Raw genomic sequence first — 19,201 nt, 5'->3', positions numbered from 1 at the left:
CAGGGAGGCGACCGCGGCGGCGCGGTCACCACGAGGCGCAGTCAGGACAGACGAAGGCGTCGTCGTCGCGCCAGCGGCGGTCGACACGCTCGCCGCACCGGTCGCACTCGGCGCCGTCGGCGTGCCACGTCGAGGTGGCGGTCGCGGGAGCGGCGTCGGTCGCGGGAGCGGCGTCGGTCGCCTCGTCGGGGTCGACGCCGTCACCTTCCGCGTCGTCCGGAGCGCTCTCGGCGGACTCGTCGCCGTCGTCGTCCGCGGCGAAGTCGTCGAGCGAGCGGTCCTCGGTCATCTACGCCTCCCGTCGGAGCCGGTCGACGACGTAGTCGCGCTCCAGCTCGCCGAGGAACTCCCCGAGCCGCGGCCCTTGTGTGTCGTCGAAAAAGAGGCGGTAGCCCGCCGCGAAGAACTCGCTCACCTCGATGTCGTGGTCGCGCGCAGTCTCGTACATCGCCCCTTGGATCTCCTCCCCGTCGTGGCCGGCCGCGACGAAGTCGGCGAGGTCGTCGAGCGCGGCCGCGACGTCTCCGTCGAACTCGACCGCGGGGAGGTCGGTCTGGAGCCGGTAGTCGTACTCGTTCCCCGTCCGCTCGGCCCAGTTCCGCGCCTGCTCGACGCGGGCGAGTGCGGCGTCGACGATGTCGGCGTCGGCGTCGTCCGGGATATGGCCCTCGTCGCGGGCGAGGCGCTCGCGGAAGTCGGGGTCGTCGACCATGCCGAGCACCGCCGCGAACGTGTACGGGAGCCGGATCGGCTTCTCCGCTGGCGGGTCGTCGGGCCGGCCGACGACGAACGGGTAGGCGCGCTCGGCGAAGGCGACCAGATCCGGGTCGTCGACCTCGCCGAAGTAGGCGCGCTCGAACCGGTCGAAGCGGTCGACCAGTTGGTCGAGCCGCTCAATGTCGAGGTCGCGGGCCTTCTTCGGGTGGAGCGCGAAGAAGTAGCGCAACACCTCGGGCTCGATCAGCTCTAGGAGCTCTTGGACCGTGACGACGTTGCCCTCGGAGGAGGAGAACGCGTCGCCGTTGAGCGTGAACCACTCATATACCATCGGCACGGGCGGCTCCTCGCCGAAGACGTTCCGCGCGACGTCGACGCCGGAGGGCCACGACCCCTCCGCGTGGTCCTTACCGAACGGCTCGAAGTCGACGCCGAGGACGCCCCACTGCGCGGGCCACTCCAACCGCCACGGGAGCTTTCCCTCGCGGAACGTCGCGGTGCCCTCGTGGCCGCACCCCTCGATCGTGTTGCCGCCGGCGTCCATGTCGGTACAGACGTAGTCGACGGTCTCGGCCTCTGCGTCGATCGCCGTCACCGTCTCCGTGACCTTGCCGCACTCCGCACAGACCGGGTTGAACGGGACGTACTCGTCGTCAACTTTGTCCTGATACGGGGAGAGCACCTCGCGGACGCGCTCGACGTCGGCGAGTACCGTCCGAATCGCCTCGTCGAAGTCGCCGTCGGCGTACAGATCGGTGTTCGAGAGCATCTCGACCGGGACGTTCAGGCGGTCGGCGTCGGCCTTGAGCAGGCCCGCGAAGTGGGCCGCGTACGACTCGGCCTCGCCGAACGGGTCCGGGATCTCGGTGTACGGCTTCCCGAGGTTGCGGCCGAGCGCGCCCGCGTCGACCTCGCCGAGCCCGACGATCTCGCCGTCCGCGTTCGCCAGCTTGCGCGGGACCTTCCGCAGCGGGTCCTTGTCGTCGGAGGTGAACACCTGCCGGACCTCGTGGCCGCGGTCGCGGAGCACCTCGGCGACGAAGTAGCCGCGCATGATCTCGTTGAAGTTCCCGAGGTGCGCGACGCCGGACGGCGAGACACCGCCCTTGATCACGATCGGCTCGTCGGGGTCGCGGGCCTCGACCTCGTCGGCGACGACGTCGGCCCAGAAGGCGTGGAAGGTCTCGGTCGACTCCTCGGCGGCGTCCTCGCCGTCGTCGAGGGCGGACCCCCCGGAGAGGATGTGCGGGGAGTCGTCGGGGGCGGCGGACGCGTCGTCGGAGGCGTCGTCCGCGCTCATCGTGCCTCCGTCCAGCGGCTCGGTTCGCCGGCGCCCGGGGGGACCACGTCCGTTCCGGTGTGATCGCCGCGCAGCACGGCGTCGACGACGGCGCTCGGGTCGGTCCCGTCGAGCACGATCGACCGGAGTTCGGCCCGGTCGATCAGCTTCGCCGCGAGGAGGTCGACGGGGGCGGACGCGCCGGCGTCGCGGCTCATCGGGAGGACGACCTCGACGAGCTCGGCCGGCGACAGCTCCGCGAACTGCGCCGCGTCGGGGTCGGCGTTGGGGTCGGCGTCGTACACCCCGTCGGCGCTCGTCGCGTACACGAGCAGGTCGGCGTCGACGGACTCGGCGAACGCGGCGGCGACCGCGTCGGTCGTCTGCCCCGGCGTGACGCCGCCCATCACCGACACCTCGTCGCGGCGGAGGGCCGCCGCCGCCTCCTCGGTGTCGACCGCGGGCGCGAGGCTCGCGCGCTCGCCGAGGGCGGCGATCAGCAGCCGGGCGTTGAGCCGGGTCGTCCCGATCCCGAGCCGGTCGAGCTCGACCTCGTTGGCCCCGATCTCGCGGGCCGTCTCGATGTACTCGCGGGCGACGCCGCCGCCGCCGACGACGACCCCGACCTCGCAGCCGTCGGTGACCAGCCGTTCGATCGCCTCGGCGTACGCGGCCACGCGCTCGGGGTCGAGGTCGGGCGCGAGCACGCTCCCGCCGACAGAAACGACGATTCTCATTGCCGAGGAGTACCCCTGTCGCAGTCTTAAGGATTGTCAAGCCCGGACGCGGTGGAAGCGGCCCCGAGCCCGATCCGGCCCGGCGCGTCGGGCGGGAAACGCCTAAATCGGTCGCGGCCCGCTCTCGGGTATGCGACCGATATCGATCGTCGGCGACGGGGCGGCGACGCTGGCCCGGCGGCTCGCGGACCGACTCGACGGGCGAGTCGCCGTCGTGGAGCGCGACGACGACCCGAACGGCGCCCCCGAGAGCGACTCGACACGGAGCGACCCGGCCGCGGACGGGGGGGTCGTCGGTCCGGCGCAGCGCTCGGGCGCGGACACCGCCGTCGCGTTCGACGCAGACGGGAACTGGCGCGGTCGGGGGAGCGTCGAGGGGTTCGACGACCTGCTCGACGGGCTCGCCCCCGACCACGACTACCTGCTGGCGGCCGGCGAGCCGCGGCTGCGCGTGCCCGCGGTCCTCCTCGGGTCCGACCCGGACCCGGAGCGCGTGCCGGGGACGGTCGTCGCGAGCGCGACCGCCCCCGACGGGGTCGACCTCGGCGACGTCGTCGCCGACCTCGACAGCGCGGAGCCGTGGATCACCCGTGAGACGCTGGTGCGCCGCGCCGAGGCGTCGCCGGACGCGGACCGGGCGGGGGCGATAGCGACGTTCACCGGCCGCGTGCGCGCCCGCGACGGCCCGGACGACGACCGGACGACGCACCTCGCGTTCGAGAAGTACGACGGGGTCGCCGAGGATCGGATGGCCGCCATCGCGGAGGAGCTAGCGGCCCGCGATGGGGTCTTCGACGTGCGGATGCACCACCGCACCGGCGTGATCGAGGCGGGTGAGGACATCGTCTTCGTGGTCGTGCTGGCCGGGCACCGCGGGGAGGCGTTCCGGACGGTCGAAGACGGGATCGACCGGCTGAAAGACGAGGTGCCGATCTTCAAGAAAGAGGCGACGGAGTCGGAGACGTTCTGGGTCCACCGCCGGGACTGACCGGCGCGCGGCGTCGCCGCTTCCGGTTTCGTCGCGGCCGCGATCGGTCCTAAGAGGTCGTCTCGGCGGTCGCGGGGATGCCGCGCGAGCGCGCCGAGACCGAGAATACGCGGCGCTTTTTGTTTCTTTCCGGCCGTCGGACCGGACGGCGGCGAGTTACTCGCGTACCGAGTCAGCGACGGAGAAAACGTGTTCAAAACGGGTTATAAAATTTCTAGCGCGTTCTAGAAGCGTTGTAAAGAGTCCGTCAGACACGTTTTACCCCGGCGAGTTCGGTGAAACGCCCTGAAACCCCCTGAACGTCGCCCAACGGTGACGCCTTTATAACACCCTCCGGGAGCAAGGGTGAGGTGTACTATGAGCGCGACTGCGAACCCCTCCACGAACGCGAGCGCGAACGACGACCGCAGCAAGGAAGAGCGGTTGAAGCAGTACCTGCTCGACCGCGCCCAGGACGGCGAGATGTACTTCAAGGGGAAGTTCATCTCCGACGACGTCGACCTCTCGCCGAAGGAGATCGGCGCCCTGATGGTGAAGCTCCGCGACTCGGCGACGGAGCTCACCGTCGAGAAGTGGTCGTACACGGGCGCGACGACCTGGCGCGTCGAACCCGCCTGAGGGACGCGCTCCGCCGACCGACGAACGCAGTACCGCTCCGAGGCGCACTCGGTTCACGAACCGGTCCCCGTCCCGCGCTTTTCTGACCGCGAGCGCGTCCGCGTCGAGTTCCGCCAGCCCACGCGCCGCGCCGTGTTTGCGGTACCCGTGCCCGCCGACGCGGGGTTTATACTCGCCGACCAGCTACGACCCCACGATGCCAGAACACGAGGACGCGGCGACGGCCGGCGACGGCGCGCCGCGTCCGGAGCCGCTCCGGACGTTCTTTCGGATCGACGAGGTCCGCCGCGAGGACGGTCGCGTGCGATACCGCGGCGAGTCGTACGTCCCGGAGCGGACGCTGTTGCGCAAGCTGACCCCCCACTTTCGAGAGGCGGGGTACGAGGTCGACGTGGAGGTCGTCGACGGCGGCCACGTCGTCGTCGCGACGCCGTTCGACCGCGGTCGGGACGGGATCCCGTGGGTGAACGTCGCCATGTTCGCGGCCACGCTGCTGTCGACGCTGTTCGTCGGCGCGTACGGCTGGTACTACGTGCCGCTCGCGGAGATCCAGTCGAACCCCCTGACGCTGCTCCGGGCGTGGCCGTTCACGGCCGCCGTTCTCGGGGTGTTGATGACCCACGAACTCGGCCACTACGCCGCCGGTCGCTACCACGGCGTCCCCGTCTCGTTGCCGTACGTTATCCCCTTCATCTTCCCGTTCGGCACGCTCGGCGCGGTGATCCGCATCCGCGGCCGGATGCCGTCGCGGAAGGTCCTCTTCGATATCGGCGCGGCGGGACCGATCGCGGGGCTGTTCGCGACCGTCGTCGTGACCGCGATCGGCCTCTCGCTCGACCCGATCCAGGTGCCGGCGGAGCTCGCGAACTCGTCGGGCGCGGTGATCCGGTTCAACAACCCGCCACTCTTGGACTTCATCGCCGGCGCCCTCGGCCAGCCGACGAGCTACGGCGACCCGCGGCTCACCGCCCACCCCGTGGTGATCGGCGGGTGGGTCGGGATGTTCTTCACCGTCCTGAACCTCCTCCCGGTCGGCCAACTCGACGGCGGCCACATGGTCCGGGCGATGCTCGGGCCGCGACAGGAGACGGTGGCGGCGCTCGTCCCCGGCGCGCTGTTCGCCATCGCCGCCTACCTCTACTTCTGGCGGGGGCTCGGCCTGAACGAGTCGGTGGGTCTGTGGGCGTTCTGGGGCGTGTTCGCGACGGTCATCGCGTTCAACGGACCCGCGAATCCGGCCGACGAGGACGGACTGGGGCTGCCGCGGATCGCGGTCGGGGCCGTCACGTTCGCCGTCGGCGCGCTCTGTTTCCTCCTCGTCCCGATTCAAGTCATCGGCGCGTGACACCGCGATGCCCTCGATAGCACGGCTGCCGTCGCTGGTTCGGTCGCGCGTCGAGCGGCTCGGCTTTCGAACCCTGTACCGGCTCGCCGACCTGACGTACGCGCTCGGCGTCGCGACGCCGAAGCGGACCGTCGCCGGCACGTACTGGAGCTACGAGCCGACGAACCCCCACGGCGACGACCCCGGACTGGCCGCGCTCGACCGTCTCCCGGAGGACGCGGTGATCCTCGACGTGGGCGCGCACGTCGGCGAGCACGCGATCCCGCTGACCCGCGGGACCGACCGTCGCGTAGTGGCGTTCGAGCCGAACGGCGAGAGCGCGGACCGGCTGGCGCGGAACGCCGAGCGGAACGGGCTCGGCGATCGGCTCGACCTCAGGCGGGCGGGCGTGGGCGACGCGAACGCGACGCTTACCTTCTATCGGTCGACGTTCTCGAAGTGCTCGGCGTTCGACCGCGATCTGGCGACGAGGTGGGGCGCGAGCGTCGCCGGGACGGAGTCGGTCCCGGTCCGACGGCTCGACGAACTCGTCGAGGGCGTCGGCGACGAGAGAGCCGACGGGGGCGGGACAGTCCCACCGCCGGACGCCGTGAAGGTCGACGTCGAGGGGCGCGAGGGGGCGGTCCTCCGGGGCGCGGCGGAGACGCTCGCGACGTACCGTCCGCTGCTCGTCGTGGAGGTCCACGAGTCGGGGTCAGCGGAGGGAGTTGCGGCGGACGAGGGGACGATGAGCCCGGACTCCGCCGCCCTCCGCGAGTGGCTAACGGCGCGGGAGTACGCGGTCGAGGAAGCGGAAGACGTGTGGATCTGTCGGGCGACAGGAGAGTCGATAAAAGGCCGCTGAGTCGGTCGCCGCGCCGCCGGTCCGGTCGCTGTGCCGTTGAGTGGCGCCCCGTCGCCGAGTCAGTCGTCGCGCCGCTGTTTCATCCCCTGGCGGGTGAACTGCGGCGTGGTGCGGAGTCCCCGCTTCTTCCGGAACGACCGGTACAAGGCGATCGCGAGCGGCGAGGCCAGCGCGAGGACGACGAGCGCGAGCCGCCAGTTGTTCGCGAACGAGTAGAGGATCGTCGCCGAGAGGACGCCGACGGCGAGTAGCACCGAGTAGGCGATCCGCATCGCCAGCTTCTCTAAGACCTTCGTGTCGTCCTCTAAGACGACGTTGACCGTCAGGTCGTCGCGGTTGGCGCGGTCGAGGAACTCGTCGGCCTTCGGCGGGACCGTGAACAGCGCCTCGGTGGTCTGTTGCACCTGCCGGCCGGCGTCTTCGGCGAGGTCACGGGCGGTCTGCTCGTAGTACCCCTCCTCGCGGAGGTAGTCGGTCGCCGTCGAGATGAAGTCGAACTCGGGGTCTAAGGTGACACAGACCCCCTCGACGACGGTGGCGACCCGGAGGACCAAGGCGAGGTTCGGCGGGAGCCGGAGCGGGAACTCGTAGATGGACGACTCCACCTGCTCGATGATCTGGTTCACCTGGTACTGCTCGACGTCCTCGCCCCGGACGTCGGCGATGGCGAGCTCCATCACGTTCCCCATCACCTCGCGGTCGGCCTCCGGCGAGAGGGTCCCCATCGAGATGAGCGTGTCGAGGATGGCGTCGATATCCTGCCGCGCGACCGCGACGTAGAACTCGACGATCTTCTCCTGGACGAACGGGTCCACCCGCCCCGCCATGCCGAAGTCGTAGAAGATCACGGACCCGTCGTCCGCGACCGCGAGGTTCCCCGGGTGGGGGTCGGCGTGGAACACGCCGTCGTCGATGATCATCTGGAGGTACACTTCCTGGAGGATCTCCGCGATCGCCGTCCGGTCGTGACCAGCCTCGTCGAGCGCGTCGATGTCGCTGATCTTCGTGCCCGGGACGTACTCCATGGTGAGCACCCGCGGCCCCGACACCGACTCGTACGTCTCCGGGATCCGGATCCGATCGTTGTCCGCGAAGTTGCCGCGGATCTCCTCGAGCATCGTCCGCTCGCGGGCGTAGTCCATCTCCTCGCGGATCGTCTTGGCGAACTCGTCGGCGAGGTTCTCCAGGGAGAACGACCGGCCGGCGCCGGTGAACCGCTTGACCAGCGGGATCGACCAGCGGATCGTGCGGAGGTCGGCCTCGACGAGCGACTCGATGCCGGGGCGACGCACCTTCACCGCGACCTCGTCGCCCTCGTAGGTGGCGGTGTACACCTGTCCGAGGCTCGCGCCGCTTATCGGGTCGCGGTCGAAGTCGTCGAACGTCTCGTCGACCGGCCCGAACTCGTCTTCGAGGACGACCCGCGACTCCTCCCACGGCGCGGGGGGAACGTCGTCTTGGAGTCCCTCCAAGACCTCGATGTACGCCGGGGGAAGGATGTCGGGACGCGTCGAGAGGATCTGTCCGAGTTTGATGAACGTCGGCCCGAGCGTGAGCAGGATGTCGAGCAGCACCGCGGCGCGCTCGCGCTGGGTCTCGGCGTCGACCTCTCGGCTCCCGCCGAACAGGAAGTACCGGCGGCGGTCACGCCAGTAGGCGACGATGAGCGGCGAGAACTGCCGCAGAACGACGACGAACCGCCAGTAGGCGCGAAGGTTGACCAGCGTGACCACCCGTCAGGCGTCGCCCTCGTCGTCCGCGTCGTCGACGGGGATGGTCCGGGAGACGTCGCGCTCTCGCTTGGGGAGGGAGATTTCGAGGACGCCGCGGTCGATCTCGGCGTCGGCGCCCGCGCCGTCGGCGTCGTTCGGGAGGGGGAGTTCCGCGTCGAGGAACAGCGGGCGGTCCTCCCGGACGTACTCGAACCCGTCGGGGACGGCCTTCTCGCGGCGACCCTCGATGTCGATACGACCGTCCTCGACGAGCACCTCGGTCGTCGCTGCGGTCGCGCCCGGGAGGTCGACGACGAGGACGTACCCGTCGTCGGACTCGAGTAGGTCCGCAAACACCGCGTCCGGGAGGTCCCGGAGCGCGTCGCGTAGCGCTGACATAGGGGTCGGTAGGATCGCCGCGGCGAAAAACCTGTGGAAAAGGCGGATCGGGGCGGGAGATCCACCGCGGGTGACGCGGAGCGAGTGCCGCTGGTGGCGCGGAGCGAGTGGGGCTCCCGGGGAGGCGGCTCAGTCGCGGTCGCCGATGTCGAGGTCGAACTTCCCGAGGTCGTCCCCCTGCGACTCGCCGGGGAGGATGTCGCCGAGGCCCGCGCCGAACGCCGCCGCGGCCCAGACGACCGCGACCCGGCTGACCCGTTCGAGCGCGGTGGGGTCGCCCTCGTGGAGGCGCCCCCAGAACAGCAGCATGGCCGCCGACGTGGCGAGCGACACGAGGAGGACCCCGGCGTAGCGGCGCGGGATGACGCCGAGGATCGGGTGGTGGATCGCGATCTGCCGGAAGTCGGCGTAGTAGAGGAGCCCGGCGGTCGCGACGAAGACGAAGCCGACGTGGCCGATCAGGAGGACCGGGACGCCCGCGACGGTCGTCGCCGCGAACCAGGCCGCGATCTCGAAGACGCCGCCCTCGACGAGCAGCGGGAGCGCGAACAGCACCGCCCCGACGAACGACTCGGCGAGGTCTCTGGAGGTGTACTTCGTGATCCGCTCCGCGAGCGCGCCGCTCCCGGGCATCCGCTCGACGAGCGAGATCGTCTGTCGAACCTCCTCGCGCTCGTGGCCCTCGTCGACCGTGTCGCGCAGGGCGTCGAGCTTCGCGAGCAGGTCGTCGATGTCGGGGTCGCCCGGGGGCGGTTCGGCCGGAGGCTGTTCGGCGCCCGCCGGCGCTCCGGACCCGTCGGCACGGCCGGTATCGCCGTCGTCGCTGTCGACCATGTGCCCACGGGACGCGCGACCGACCTAAATCTCGCGGCGGTCGGCTGGTCCACGCGGTCGCGAGCCGACGACCGGCGGGACGGGCGGCCTACAGCCGACCGAGGAACGCGGAGAGCGCGTCGTTGAACGCGGTCGGCGCTTCGAGCATCGCGAGGTGCGCGGCGTCGGGGACCTCCGCGAGCTCTCCGGCCGGGATCCCGTCCGCGAGGTACTCATGGTACGCGGGCGGCGTGAGCTCGTCGTGCGCGCCGACGAGCGCGAGCGCCGGGACGCCGATCTCATCGAGTCGCTCCCGGACGTCGAACCGGTGGCAGGTGAGGAAGTCGCGTTCGGTGACCGCTCGCCCGCACTCGCGCATGGCCGCCTCGGAGAGCTCGACGTACTCGGGCGGCGCGTCGTGGAAGAGGCGGTCCGGCTCGTGGAGCAGCGAGACGGCCCGCTCGAAATCGTCGGCGAGCGCGCCGCGGAGGGGCTCGGCCACCGCGAGCTTCGCGCCCGTGCCCGCGAGGACGAGGCCGTCGAGCGCGAGGTCGCGCTCTAAGGCGACCCGCAGCGCGACCGCGCCGCCGAGGGAGTTGCCGCAGAGGACTGTCGCCCCCGTCTCCTCCGCGACCGCGATCACGTCGTCCGCGTACGCGTCGAGCGTCTCGGGGCCGGCGGGCGTCGCGACGTCGTCGCTGTCGCCGTGCCCGGAGAGGTCGACGGCGACGCTCGGAACCCGGTCGGCCAGCCTGGCCTGCGACTTCCAGATGTCTTTCGTGCCGCCGCTGCCGTGAACGAAGCAGACAGTCGGCCCGTCGCCGCCGCGGTCGAAGCGGCGGTACGCCGTCGCGCGACCGTCGTGGGTGACCCGTTCCATGTCCGGGCGGTTCGGCGCCGAACGGTATAAGGGCCCGAGGGAGCCGACGCGCGCTCGGCGACTCGATCGGCGCCGCGGGTCCGACCGCACGACGGCGGACGGTCGGCGGTGGAATCGCTCGAACCGCTACACTACCGTTAGTACAAAGAAGCACTCACGTCATGCGATTTTGAGCGTCAAGTTTAAATACTTACGCGACTAACTCGTAGTTAGGATGAATCACATACAGACCCGATCGACCGGCGACGGCGCGCTGCTGCGCCGGTACGAGTACGACGACGGCTGGACCGTCGCCGCCGACCTCGACGTCGACGACGAGGCCGTCACCGTCGACACCGTCGGCGAGACGGCGATCGTCGTCGTAGAGGGACCGGACGGGCCGGTCGAATCGGAGTTCGAGCTGCCCGGGACGGCCGCCGACGTGGCGGTGAACAACGGCGTGCTCACCGTGGAGGGCGACCGATGAAGCTCACTGTCAAGCCGCTGAAACAGAAGGACGCCGGCCGTCGCCTGGCGGCAATCGACCGCGTCGCGGCCGACGAGCTCGGGCTCTCCGGCGGGGACATCGTCCGCGTCGAGAGCGCCGACGGGGCGGCGATCGCCCGCGTCTGGCCCGGCTACCCCGAGGACGACGGGACGGGCGTGATCCGCATCGACGGGCGCCTCCGCCAGGAGGCCGACGTGGGGATCGACGACCGCGTCACCGTCGAGGACGTCGACGTCTCGCGGGCGGACGCGGTGACGATCGCCTTCCCCAGCCAGCTGCGGGTGCGGGGGCAGATCGCCCCGTTCATCCGGGACAAGCTCTCCGGTCAGCCGGTGACCGAGGGGCAGACGATCCGGACCTCGCTCGGCTTCGGGCTGATGGGCGGCCAGTCGCAGGCGGTCCCGATGAAGATCGCCGAGACGAGCCCCGGCGGCACGGTCGTCATCACCGACGAGACGGAGATCAGCATCTCCGAGATCTCCGCCGAGGAGATCGCCGACCGCGGCGAGGCCGCGGGCGGCACCGGCGAGGGGCCGGACGTGACCTACGAGGACATCGGCGGGCTCGACGACGAGCTCGAACAGGTCCGCGAGATGATCGAGCTCCCGATGCGGCACCCGGAGCTGTTCAAGCGCCTCGGCATCGACCCGCCGAAGGGCGTCCTGCTCCACGGCCCGCCGGGCACGGGGAAGACGCTGATCGCGAAGGCGGTCGCCAACGAGATCGACGCGAACTTCCACACGATCTCCGGCCCGGAGATCATGTCGAAGTACTACGGCGAGAGCGAGGAGCAGCTCCGCGAAGTGTTCGAGGAGGCGTCCGAGGAGTCGCCGTCGATCATCTTCATGGACGAGCTCGACTCCATCGCGCCCAAGCGCGAGGAGGCGGGCGGCGACGTGGAGCGCCGCGTCGTGGCGCAGCTGCTCTCGCTGATGGACGGGCTCGAAGAGCGCGGCGAGGTCGTCGTCATCGGGGCGACGAACCGCGTCGACGCCATCGATCAGGCGCTCCGACGGGGCGGCCGCTTCGACCGCGAGATCGAGGTGGGCGTCCCCGACCGGGACGGTCGCAAGGAGATCCTTCAGGTCCACACGCGGAACATGCCGCTGACCGACGGGATCGACCTCGACGAGTACGCCGAGAACACGCACGGCTTCGTCGGGGCCGACCTCGAATCGCTGGCGAAGGAGTCCGCGATGCACGCACTGCGGCGCATCCGCCCGGAGATCGACCTCGAATCGGACGAGATCGACGCCGACGTGCTGAACAGCATCCAGGTGACCGAGTCGGACTTCAAGGAGGCGATCAAGGGGATCGAACCCTCCGCGCTGCGGGAGGTGTTCGTGGAGGTCCCCGACACCACCTGGGACGACGTCGGCGGCCTCGGCGACACGAAAGAGCGGCTCCGCGAGACGATCCAGTGGCCGCTCGAGTACCCCGAGGTGTTCGACGAGCTCGACATGCAGGCCGCGAAGGGCGTCCTGATGTACGGCCCGCCGGGCACGGGGAAGACCCTGCTCGCGAAGGCCGTCGCCAACGAGAGCGAGTCCAACTTCATCTCGATCAAGGGGCCCGAGCTGCTGAACAAGTACGTGGGCGAGTCCGAGAAGGGCGTCCGCGAGGTGTTCAGCAAGGCCCGCGAGAACGCGCCGACGATCGTGTTCTTCGACGAGATCGACTCGATCGCCACCGAGCGCGGGAAGAACTCCGGCGACTCCGGCGTGGGCGAGCGCGTCGTCTCCCAGCTGCTGACGGAGCTCGACGGCCTCGAGTCGCTGGAGGACGTCGTCGTCGTCGCGACGACGAACCGCCCCGACCTCATCGACTCGGCGCTGCTCCGCCCCGGTCGCTTAGACCGGCACGTCCACGTGCCAGTGCCCGACGAGGCGGCGCGCCGCCGGATCTTCGAGGTCCACACGCGGGATAAGCCGCTGGCGGACGACATCGACCTCGACGCCCTCGCCCGCAAGACCGAGGGGTACGTGGGGGCCGACATCGAGGCGGTCGCCCGCGAGGCGTCGATGAACGCCTCTCGGGAGTTCATCGGCAGCGTCACGCGCGAGGAGGTCGGCGAGTCCGTCGGCAACGTCCGCGTGACGATGGAGCACTTCGAGGACGCGCTGAGCGAGGTGAACCCGAGCGTCACCCCCGAGACGCGCGAGCGCTACGAGGAGATAGAAAAGCAGTTCAAGCGGTCGGAGGTCGACCGCACCGAGGCCGAACCGGGCGCGGCGTTCCAGTAAGCCGGGCGCTTCGACCCGAACCGGCGGCCGGCCCGCGGCGGTTTTAGACAAGTCCCAGCGTCGACAGCAGGTAGAACGCCGCGACGACGACGATGCCGATCGTGACGAGCCGCCACGCGAGCTTCAATACGAACTTGCCGACGACGATGACGAGCGCGACGGCGACGAGGGCGACCAGGAGCTGCCCGACCTGACTGCCGAGCAGCGCGGCCTGTGCCGGCGCGGCGAGCCCCGCGAGCGCGAGCGACGTTGCGGTCATGTCCCGGACCACGGCGACGCCGGGCATAAGCTTGTGGGAGGAGCCGGAAGTCGTTTACTAGTTCTGATAGGTCTTCAGGCATTCCGGTGATGGGGCCGAGCGTGGATCCGCCCGACATCGGCCGACACGGCGGTATCGGGCGCCGGCTGGGCCGGCGGTTGTCGCCTCGATCGACCCCCCTTCTGTTCCCGTGGGAGACCGCTCACATCGTGTGGTTTTTTCGATCGACGACCAGTTTCACTCCGGTCTACCTATGCTTATGTGTCCAGAGCCCATTCCTTACCGACGTACCGGATTCAGCGTCAGGCGCACCGGAGAGACGTTACATACCGAATCGGACATGTAGAAGCCGGGCGGGGCCGAACATCCGAACGTACAAGGGCCCGCCTCGCCAGTACACCAACACTACAGATGATCCATATTCCACGCAAAGCCAGCGGGGTGGCCGCCGAATGAGCAGCGACGGCGTCTCCGCCGACGGAGTCGAACTGCCGATCAAACGAACCACGGGCGAGACGATGGAGGAGCGCCTCACGGGCAACGCCTACCAGAACATCCTGCCCGCGCGCTACCTCCGGAAGAACGCGGACGGCGAACCGATCGAAGACCAGGAGGAACTCTTCGACCGCGTCGCGCGAAACGTCGCGCTCGCGGAGGCCGTCTTCGAGGCTGAAAACCAGGGCGTCGAGGTCACCGTCACGCCCGACCAGCTGAAGCCCGACCACCCGCGGCGCGACGAGCTCGCCGAGGACGTGTTCGGCGCGGGCACGACGGCCGACGACGACGCGGAGGCGACGCTCACGGCCCACAACGTCAACAAGTTCGCGTACGAGACGGTCGTTCCCGAGCTCCCCGACGGGGTGCGCGACCACGTCGAGGCGACCGCCGAGACGTTCCGACAGGGGATGGAGTCGCTTTCCTTCATGCCGAACTCCCCGACGCTGATGAACGCCGGCGACGAGCTCCAGCAGCTCTCCGCCTGCTTCGTCGACTCGCCGGGCGACGACATCACCGACATCCACCAGACCGCCAAGGAGGCGGCCGAGGTGTTCCAGTCCGGCGGCGGCATGGGGTACGCGTTCTGGAAGCTCCGGCCGTACGGCGACTCCGTCGGCTCCACCGGCGGCATCGCCTCCGGGCCGATCACGTTCATGCGGACGTTCGACCAGATGTGCGAGACGATCGCGCAGGGCGGCGCGCGCCGCGGCGCCCAGATGGGCGTCATGCGCATCTCGCACCCGGACGTGATCCAGTTCATCCACGCGAAGAACAAGGACGTCTCGCTGGCCCACTCGCTGCGGCTCAACGACCCCGACGACTTCACGCACAACTCCTTCGCGGACGCGCTGGAGGAGGCCCGCGAGCTCATCGACGAGGACGGCAAGGTGCCCGAGCACCTCCGGAACGCGGTCGAGGGACACCTCTCGAACTTCAACATCAGCGTCGGCGTCACCGACGACTTCATGGAGGCGCTGGCGAACGACGAGGAGTTCACCTTCACCAACCCCCGCACCGAGGAGCCCCACGTCGCCACCCCGGAGACGAAAGAGCTCTACGACATGTTCGGGCTCGGCGAGCACGTCGAGGTCGGCGAGGAGCTCTCCGTCCCGGCGGCGGAGATCTGGGATCACATGATCCAGGGCGCCCACGAGAACGGGGAGCCGGGCGTCGTCTACCTCGAACGGATCAACAAGGAGCACTCCTTCGACGTGGAGGAGCACCCGGAGCACCAGATTCTCGCGACGAACCCCTGCGGCGAGCAGCCGTTAGAGGAGTACGAGGCCTGTAACCTCGGCCACATCAACCTCTCGACGCTCGCGGACCTCGACGCGCCCGACTGGCGCGTCTGGTCGGACGAGCACGCCGACGAGTACGACTCCGAGGCGGCCGCAGTCGAGGCGTTCCTCGAAGAGGCGATCGACTTCGAGGAGTTCGAAGAGCGGATCGCGTACGGCACTCGCTTCCTCGAGAACGTCGTCACGATGTCCGACTTCCCGGTCGACGAGATCGAGGAGAAGGTCCGCGACATGCGGAAGATCGGGCTCGGAATCATGGGGCTCGCGCAGCTGTACGTCCAGCTCGGCGTCCGCTACGGCTCCGAGTCGGGCAACGAGATCGCCCGGCAGCTGATGACCCACATCAACCACGAGTCGAAGCTTGCCTCCCACGATCTCGCCGAGGAGCGCGGGACGTTCAACGACTGGGCGGACTCGAAGTACGCGAACCCGACCGAGCACCGCGACTGGTTCGAGCACTTCACCGGGCTCGACGCCGACGAGTGGGCGGACGGCTTCCCGATCCGGAACCACAACACGACGACGATCGCCCCCACGGGCACGACGTCGATGATCGGTAACACGACCGGCGGCTGCGAGCCGATCTACAACGTCGCCTACTACAAGAACGTCTCCGACGACGTCCAGGGCGACGAGATGCTCGTCGAGTTCGACGACTACTTCCTGCGCACGCTGGAGGCCAACGACGTCGACGTCGAGGCCGTCAAGCGCGAGGCGCAGGCGCAGATGGCCGAAAACGCGTTCGACGGCGTCGAGGGGCTCGACACCGTCCCGGACGCCATCGGCGAGCTGTTCGTCGTCACCGGCGACCTCTCGGCGAAGGACCACGCCGGCGTCCAGGTCGCCTGTCAGAAGGGCGTCGACTCCGCCATCTCGAAGACCGTGAACGCGCCCAACGACTCGACGCTGGGCGACGCCAAGGAGGTCTTCGAGTACATCTACGAGAACGGCGGGAAGGGCGTCACCTACTACCGCGACGGCACCCGCTCGAAGCAGGTGCTCACGACGCGGGCGCAGAACACGGAGTTCGCCGACGAGAGCGAGGCCGCGGAGACCATCGTCGAGCAGATCAACGAGGTCTTCGGCGGCGTCGAGGCGTTCCTCGACAACAAGGACGTCCGCGCGGCGATCGACGCGGAGGTCGCGGACCTGCTCGAAGCGACCGAGCAGCCCCGGATCGACTACAGCGAGCGCAGCCCGCGCCCCGACTCGCTGTCGGGCGTCACCCAGCGGGTCGAGACGGGCTACGGCAAGCTGTACGTCACCATCAACGAGGACGAGAACGGTCGACCGTTCGAGCTGTTCGCGAACATCGGCCACTCCGGCGGCTACACCAACTCCTTCACCGAGGCGCTCGCGAAGGTCATCTCGACGGCGCTGCGCTCCGGCGTCGACCCCGAGGAGATCGTCGACGAGCTCCAGGGCACCCGGAGCCCGAAGGTCGCCTGGGACAAGGGCGAGCAGATCCAGTCGATCCCGGACGCCATCGGCACCGCGCTGCGGCGCTACCTCGACGACGACGTCGACAAGGGGATCCCTCAACAGCAGAGCCTCGACGACGTCGGGGAGGCCGCGTCGAGCGCGAGTCCGCCGAGCCAGACCGACGGCGGCGCGGTCGACGCCGGCGCGGCGACCGGCGCCCCGAGCGGGACCGCTCCGACGGGCGAGGACGACGCGGCCGGCGCCGACGACTCGACCCAGCAGCTCATCGCGGCGGGCGAGTCGCCCGAGTGTCCCGAGTGCGGCGGGATGAACCTCTACTACTCCGAGGGCTGTAAGACGTGCGAGTCGTGCGGCTGGTCGGAGTGTTAGCCGGGCGGCCCGAACGTCGGTAGCGCGCGGTCGACGGCGCGGTTTTCTGCGGGTCGTTGACGCTTCCGCGCGCGTTCACTACCGGTCGATAGACGAGCGTGACGCTGTTCGGGTCAGGTGGAGCGGTCGGGACCGAAAAGAGATTACCGTCGGCTCAGTCGTCTTCGAGCGCCTGCGCGATGCGCTGGAGCTGGCGGGTGGCGTCGCGGACCTCGTCGCGGAGCTGGCGCACCTCGCGGACGAGCTCCTCGTTGCCGCCGTCGTCGCCGCGGGCGCCCTGCTCTGCGCCCGCGCCGGGACCGCCGCCCATGCCGGGCGGGCCGCCCGCGCCGCCGGGGCCGCCGCCGCCCATCATGCCGGACATCATCTGCGCGAAGGGGTTGCCGCCGCCGCCACCGCCCATCCCCGGCGGGCCGCCGCCGCCCATCATCTCCTCCGGGTCGGGCCGGTCGCCCTCCTCGCGCTCCTGCTCGCGTCGCTCCCGGATCTCCTCGACGCGCTCGCGGAACGACTTCTCCTCGCCGTCGTCGCCGTCGCTCTGTTCGCCGCCCTCGCCGTTCTCGGGGTCGGTGGCGTCGTCGTCTGCCATGCGCCACGGTTCGGCGGCGCCGCCGAAAAGGGTTGTCGTGGCGCCCGCGACGGTGTGTTTATAAATAGCCGGCGGGCGGCGGTGTCGGACCGGCGCTCCGCCGGCGGCCCCGAGCCGGCGTCAGGTCCGAATCAGCCGGTGGCAGTTCGGGCACTCCGCCGAGTCCGTGTCCCGGCCGGCCGCAGGCACGCGGTCGCCGCAGTTCGGACACCGGATCCGGGTGCGAGCGTACTCCGTCCTCGACCGGGTCGGGGTTCGGTCGGTGTCGTCGACCATATGAGTGTGACATTCACTAGCATACAAATGACTTATCGACATATTCCTAAAACACGATTTAGGTCGCCGAGCGCACAGCCGGAGTCACGCTCCGCCGTCACTCGTGACCGGAGACGCGGACCGGCTCGTACGGCTCTTCGAGCCACTCCACGTCGGAATCGGAGAGGTTGACGTCGAGCGCCTCGACCGCGTCTTCGAGGTGTTCGACGCTCGTCGTGCCGACGATGGGCGTGTCGACCCACTCCTTGTGGAACAGCCACGCGAGCGCGATCTGCGCCATCTTCACGCCCTCCTCCGCGGCGAGCTCCTCGACTCGCTCGTTGACCGCCCGCCCGCCGCCCTCGCGGTAGGGGTGCGCGTAGAGGTGCTCCTCGGTCTCGCCGCGGAGGGTGGCGTCGACCTCCTCGTGCGGGCGCGTCAGGTAGCCGCGCGCGAGGGGGCTCCACGGCATCACGCCGATTCCCTCCTTCTCGCACAGCGGGAGCATCTCGCGCTCCTCCTCGCGGTAGGCGAGGTTGTAGTGGTTCTGCATCGTGGCGAACCGCTCGTACCCCTCGCGGTCGCTCGCGTGGAGCGCCTCGGCGAACTGATGGGCCCACATCGAGGAGGCGCCGACGTGTCGCACGTCGCCCCGTCGCACCGCGTCGTCGAGCGCGGCGAGCGTCTCCTCGATCGGCGTGTCGTCGTCCCAGCGGTGGATCTGATAGAGGTCGACCGTCTCCATGCCGAGCCGGTCGAGGGAGTTCGACAGCTCCTGCTCGATGGCCTTCCGGGAGAGGCCGCCCGAGTTCGGGTTCGACTCGTCCATCTGGAAGTACCCCTTCGTGGCCACGACGAACTCCTCGCGGTCGTATTCGCCGAGGGCGTCACCGAGGACGCGCTCGCTCGCGCCGTTCGAGTACATGTTGGCGGTGTCGAAGAAGTTCACGCCGAGTTCGACGGCGCGGTCGACGAGCTCGCGGCCCGCCTCCTCGTCGAGCACCCACTCGCGCCAGTCCGGGTCGCCGAAGCTCATACAGCCGAGACAGATCTTCGAGACGGTGGTGCCAGTGGAGCCGAGCGTGGTGTACTCCATACGCGCACCAGTTCGAGGCGGAACAAAAAGCTACGCGCGGCGGCAGCGACGGGCTCGGCCCGAGGCGGGGATCAGAGGTCCCGGAACGACGCCGTGTACACGAGGAACGCCCCGGTGAGGATGACGAACGCGAGGAACGTCACGAGCGCGAGCACGTTCGCGACCGGCGAGAGCGGCGCGAGGAAGGACTGTCCGGTCGAGTCGAGCACCAGCACGGCGAGGAGGGCGGCGATGAGGCCGAGCAGCCAGTTCGTGAGGATCTCGTCCATGGCTCGCCCGACACGGGGGGCCGACAAAAGTCCGCGGGTGACGCGTCGTTCCGGGAGGTCGCG

General features: G+C 69.7%; 19 protein-coding genes. 7 read left to right on the top strand and 12 right to left on the bottom strand.

The features are described 5' to 3' along the window. Nucleotides 1-25 precede the first annotated feature (25 nt). The 3 genes from EXE51_RS03590 to pyrH are packed head-to-tail and all read right to left on the bottom strand — an operon-like array spanning nucleotide 26 to nucleotide 2,733. Nucleotides 26-289 (bottom strand): hypothetical protein, encoded by a 264-nt coding sequence (locus tag EXE51_RS03590; RefSeq protein ID WP_049930252.1) that lies wholly within the window; start codon nucleotides 287-289, stop codon nucleotides 26-28. After that, nucleotides 290-2,017, bottom strand: a complete 1,728-nt coding sequence (gene lysS / locus EXE51_RS03585; RefSeq protein ID WP_089308345.1) for a lysine--tRNA ligase — start codon at nucleotides 2,015-2,017, stop codon at nucleotides 290-292. Next, on the bottom strand, nucleotides 2,014-2,733 hold the full coding sequence (gene pyrH, locus EXE51_RS03580) for a UMP kinase (protein WP_049930250.1): 720 nt from the start codon (nucleotides 2,731-2,733) through the stop codon (nucleotides 2,014-2,016). The genes lysS and pyrH overlap by 4 nt, the downstream gene beginning before the upstream one ends. Nucleotides 2,734-2,863: 130 nt before the next feature. On the opposite strand from pyrH, the gene EXE51_RS03575 reads away from it, so the two are divergent. The 4 genes from EXE51_RS03575 (at nucleotide 2,864) to EXE51_RS03560 (ending at nucleotide 6,528) form a co-directional block, all read left to right on the top strand. Beyond that, the gene (locus EXE51_RS03575; protein WP_099289114.1) at nucleotides 2,864-3,721 is read left to right on the top strand and encodes a molybdopterin synthase; all 858 of its coding nucleotides are present in this window, start codon (nucleotides 2,864-2,866) and stop codon (nucleotides 3,719-3,721) included. Nucleotides 3,722-4,078: 357 nt separating this feature from the next. Further along, nucleotides 4,079-4,339, top strand: coding sequence for a hypothetical protein (locus tag EXE51_RS03570; RefSeq protein ID WP_049930246.1), 261 nt, complete (start codon nucleotides 4,079-4,081; stop codon nucleotides 4,337-4,339). Between the two features lie 196 nt (nucleotides 4,340-4,535). Next, nucleotides 4,536-5,684 (top strand): site-2 protease family protein, encoded by a 1,149-nt coding sequence (locus tag EXE51_RS03565; RefSeq protein ID WP_049930244.1) that lies wholly within the window; start codon nucleotides 4,536-4,538, stop codon nucleotides 5,682-5,684. A 7-nt stretch (nucleotides 5,685-5,691) separates the two neighbouring features. Next, on the top strand, nucleotides 5,692-6,528 hold the full coding sequence (locus EXE51_RS03560) for an FkbM family methyltransferase (protein WP_094553476.1): 837 nt from the start codon (nucleotides 5,692-5,694) through the stop codon (nucleotides 6,526-6,528). A gap of 59 nt (nucleotides 6,529-6,587) precedes the next feature. Here the strand turns inward: EXE51_RS03560 and EXE51_RS03555 are convergent, their stop codons facing one another. From EXE51_RS03555 to EXE51_RS03540, 4 genes are all read right to left on the bottom strand, one after another. Continuing rightward, a complete protein-coding gene (locus EXE51_RS03555) occupies nucleotides 6,588-8,261 on the bottom strand; it encodes an AarF/ABC1/UbiB kinase family protein (protein ID WP_049930241.1) in 1,674 nt (557 codons plus the stop codon). A 3-nt stretch (nucleotides 8,262-8,264) separates the two neighbouring features. Then, nucleotides 8,265-8,639, bottom strand: coding sequence for an Hsp20/alpha crystallin family protein (locus tag EXE51_RS03550; protein ID WP_049930239.1), 375 nt, complete (start codon nucleotides 8,637-8,639; stop codon nucleotides 8,265-8,267). A gap of 129 nt (nucleotides 8,640-8,768) precedes the next feature. Continuing rightward, the gene (locus tag EXE51_RS03545; RefSeq protein WP_049930238.1) at nucleotides 8,769-9,473 is read right to left on the bottom strand and encodes a hypothetical protein; all 705 of its coding nucleotides are present in this window, start codon (nucleotides 9,471-9,473) and stop codon (nucleotides 8,769-8,771) included. An 88-nt stretch (nucleotides 9,474-9,561) separates the two neighbouring features. Beyond that, nucleotides 9,562-10,332, bottom strand: coding sequence for an alpha/beta fold hydrolase (locus EXE51_RS03540; RefSeq protein ID WP_137692038.1), 771 nt, complete (start codon nucleotides 10,330-10,332; stop codon nucleotides 9,562-9,564). 214 nt (nucleotides 10,333-10,546) lie between these two features. On the opposite strand from EXE51_RS03540, the gene EXE51_RS03535 reads away from it, so the two are divergent. Further along, nucleotides 10,547-10,798 (top strand): hypothetical protein, encoded by a 252-nt coding sequence (locus tag EXE51_RS03535; protein ID WP_049930235.1) that lies wholly within the window; start codon nucleotides 10,547-10,549, stop codon nucleotides 10,796-10,798. Further along, nucleotides 10,795-13,062, top strand: coding sequence for a CDC48 family AAA ATPase (locus EXE51_RS03530; protein WP_137692037.1), 2,268 nt, complete (start codon nucleotides 10,795-10,797; stop codon nucleotides 13,060-13,062). Before EXE51_RS03535 ends, EXE51_RS03530 begins: the two co-directional genes overlap by 4 nt. 43 nt (nucleotides 13,063-13,105) lie before the next feature. Here EXE51_RS03530 and EXE51_RS03525 read toward each other — a convergent pair whose 3' ends face one another. Further along, complete coding sequence (locus EXE51_RS03525) at nucleotides 13,106-13,348, bottom strand: hypothetical protein (protein WP_049930233.1); 243 nt, start codon at nucleotides 13,346-13,348, stop codon at nucleotides 13,106-13,108. A gap of 425 nt (nucleotides 13,349-13,773) precedes the next feature. On the opposite strand from EXE51_RS03525, the gene EXE51_RS03520 reads away from it, so the two are divergent. Further along, on the top strand, nucleotides 13,774-16,929 hold the full coding sequence (locus EXE51_RS03520; protein WP_137692036.1) for an adenosylcobalamin-dependent ribonucleoside-diphosphate reductase: 3,156 nt from the start codon (nucleotides 13,774-13,776) through the stop codon (nucleotides 16,927-16,929). 154 nt (nucleotides 16,930-17,083) lie between these two features. On the opposite strand, the gene EXE51_RS03515 is transcribed toward EXE51_RS03520, so the two are convergent. The 4 genes from EXE51_RS03515 to EXE51_RS03505 all read right to left on the bottom strand — a co-directional run bounded on the left by EXE51_RS03515 (nucleotide 17,084) and on the right by EXE51_RS03505 (nucleotide 19,138). Further along, nucleotides 17,084-17,518 (bottom strand): hypothetical protein, encoded by a 435-nt coding sequence (locus EXE51_RS03515; RefSeq protein WP_049930229.1) that lies wholly within the window; start codon nucleotides 17,516-17,518, stop codon nucleotides 17,084-17,086. Between the two features lie 120 nt (nucleotides 17,519-17,638). Then, nucleotides 17,639-17,794, bottom strand: a complete 156-nt coding sequence (locus EXE51_RS17670) for a hypothetical protein (protein ID WP_167373081.1) — start codon at nucleotides 17,792-17,794, stop codon at nucleotides 17,639-17,641. 97 nt (nucleotides 17,795-17,891) lie between these two features. Further along, on the bottom strand, nucleotides 17,892-18,869 hold the full coding sequence (locus EXE51_RS03510; RefSeq protein ID WP_089308352.1) for an aldo/keto reductase: 978 nt from the start codon (nucleotides 18,867-18,869) through the stop codon (nucleotides 17,892-17,894). A gap of 71 nt (nucleotides 18,870-18,940) precedes the next feature. Continuing rightward, nucleotides 18,941-19,138: a hypothetical protein gene (locus tag EXE51_RS03505; protein WP_049930226.1), complete on the bottom strand. Its 198-nt coding sequence runs from the start codon at nucleotides 19,136-19,138 to the stop codon at nucleotides 18,941-18,943. Between the last annotated feature and the right edge of the window lie 63 nt (nucleotides 19,139-19,201).

It is taken from the genome of Halorubrum sp. CGM5_25_10-8B (genome assembly GCF_005435095.1).
Classification (GTDB): domain Archaea; phylum Halobacteriota; class Halobacteria; order Halobacteriales; family Haloferacaceae; genus Halorubrum; species Halorubrum ezzemoulense.
Note: the sequence above shows the minus strand (reverse complement) of the source record. Positions and strands in the feature narration are given on the sequence as shown.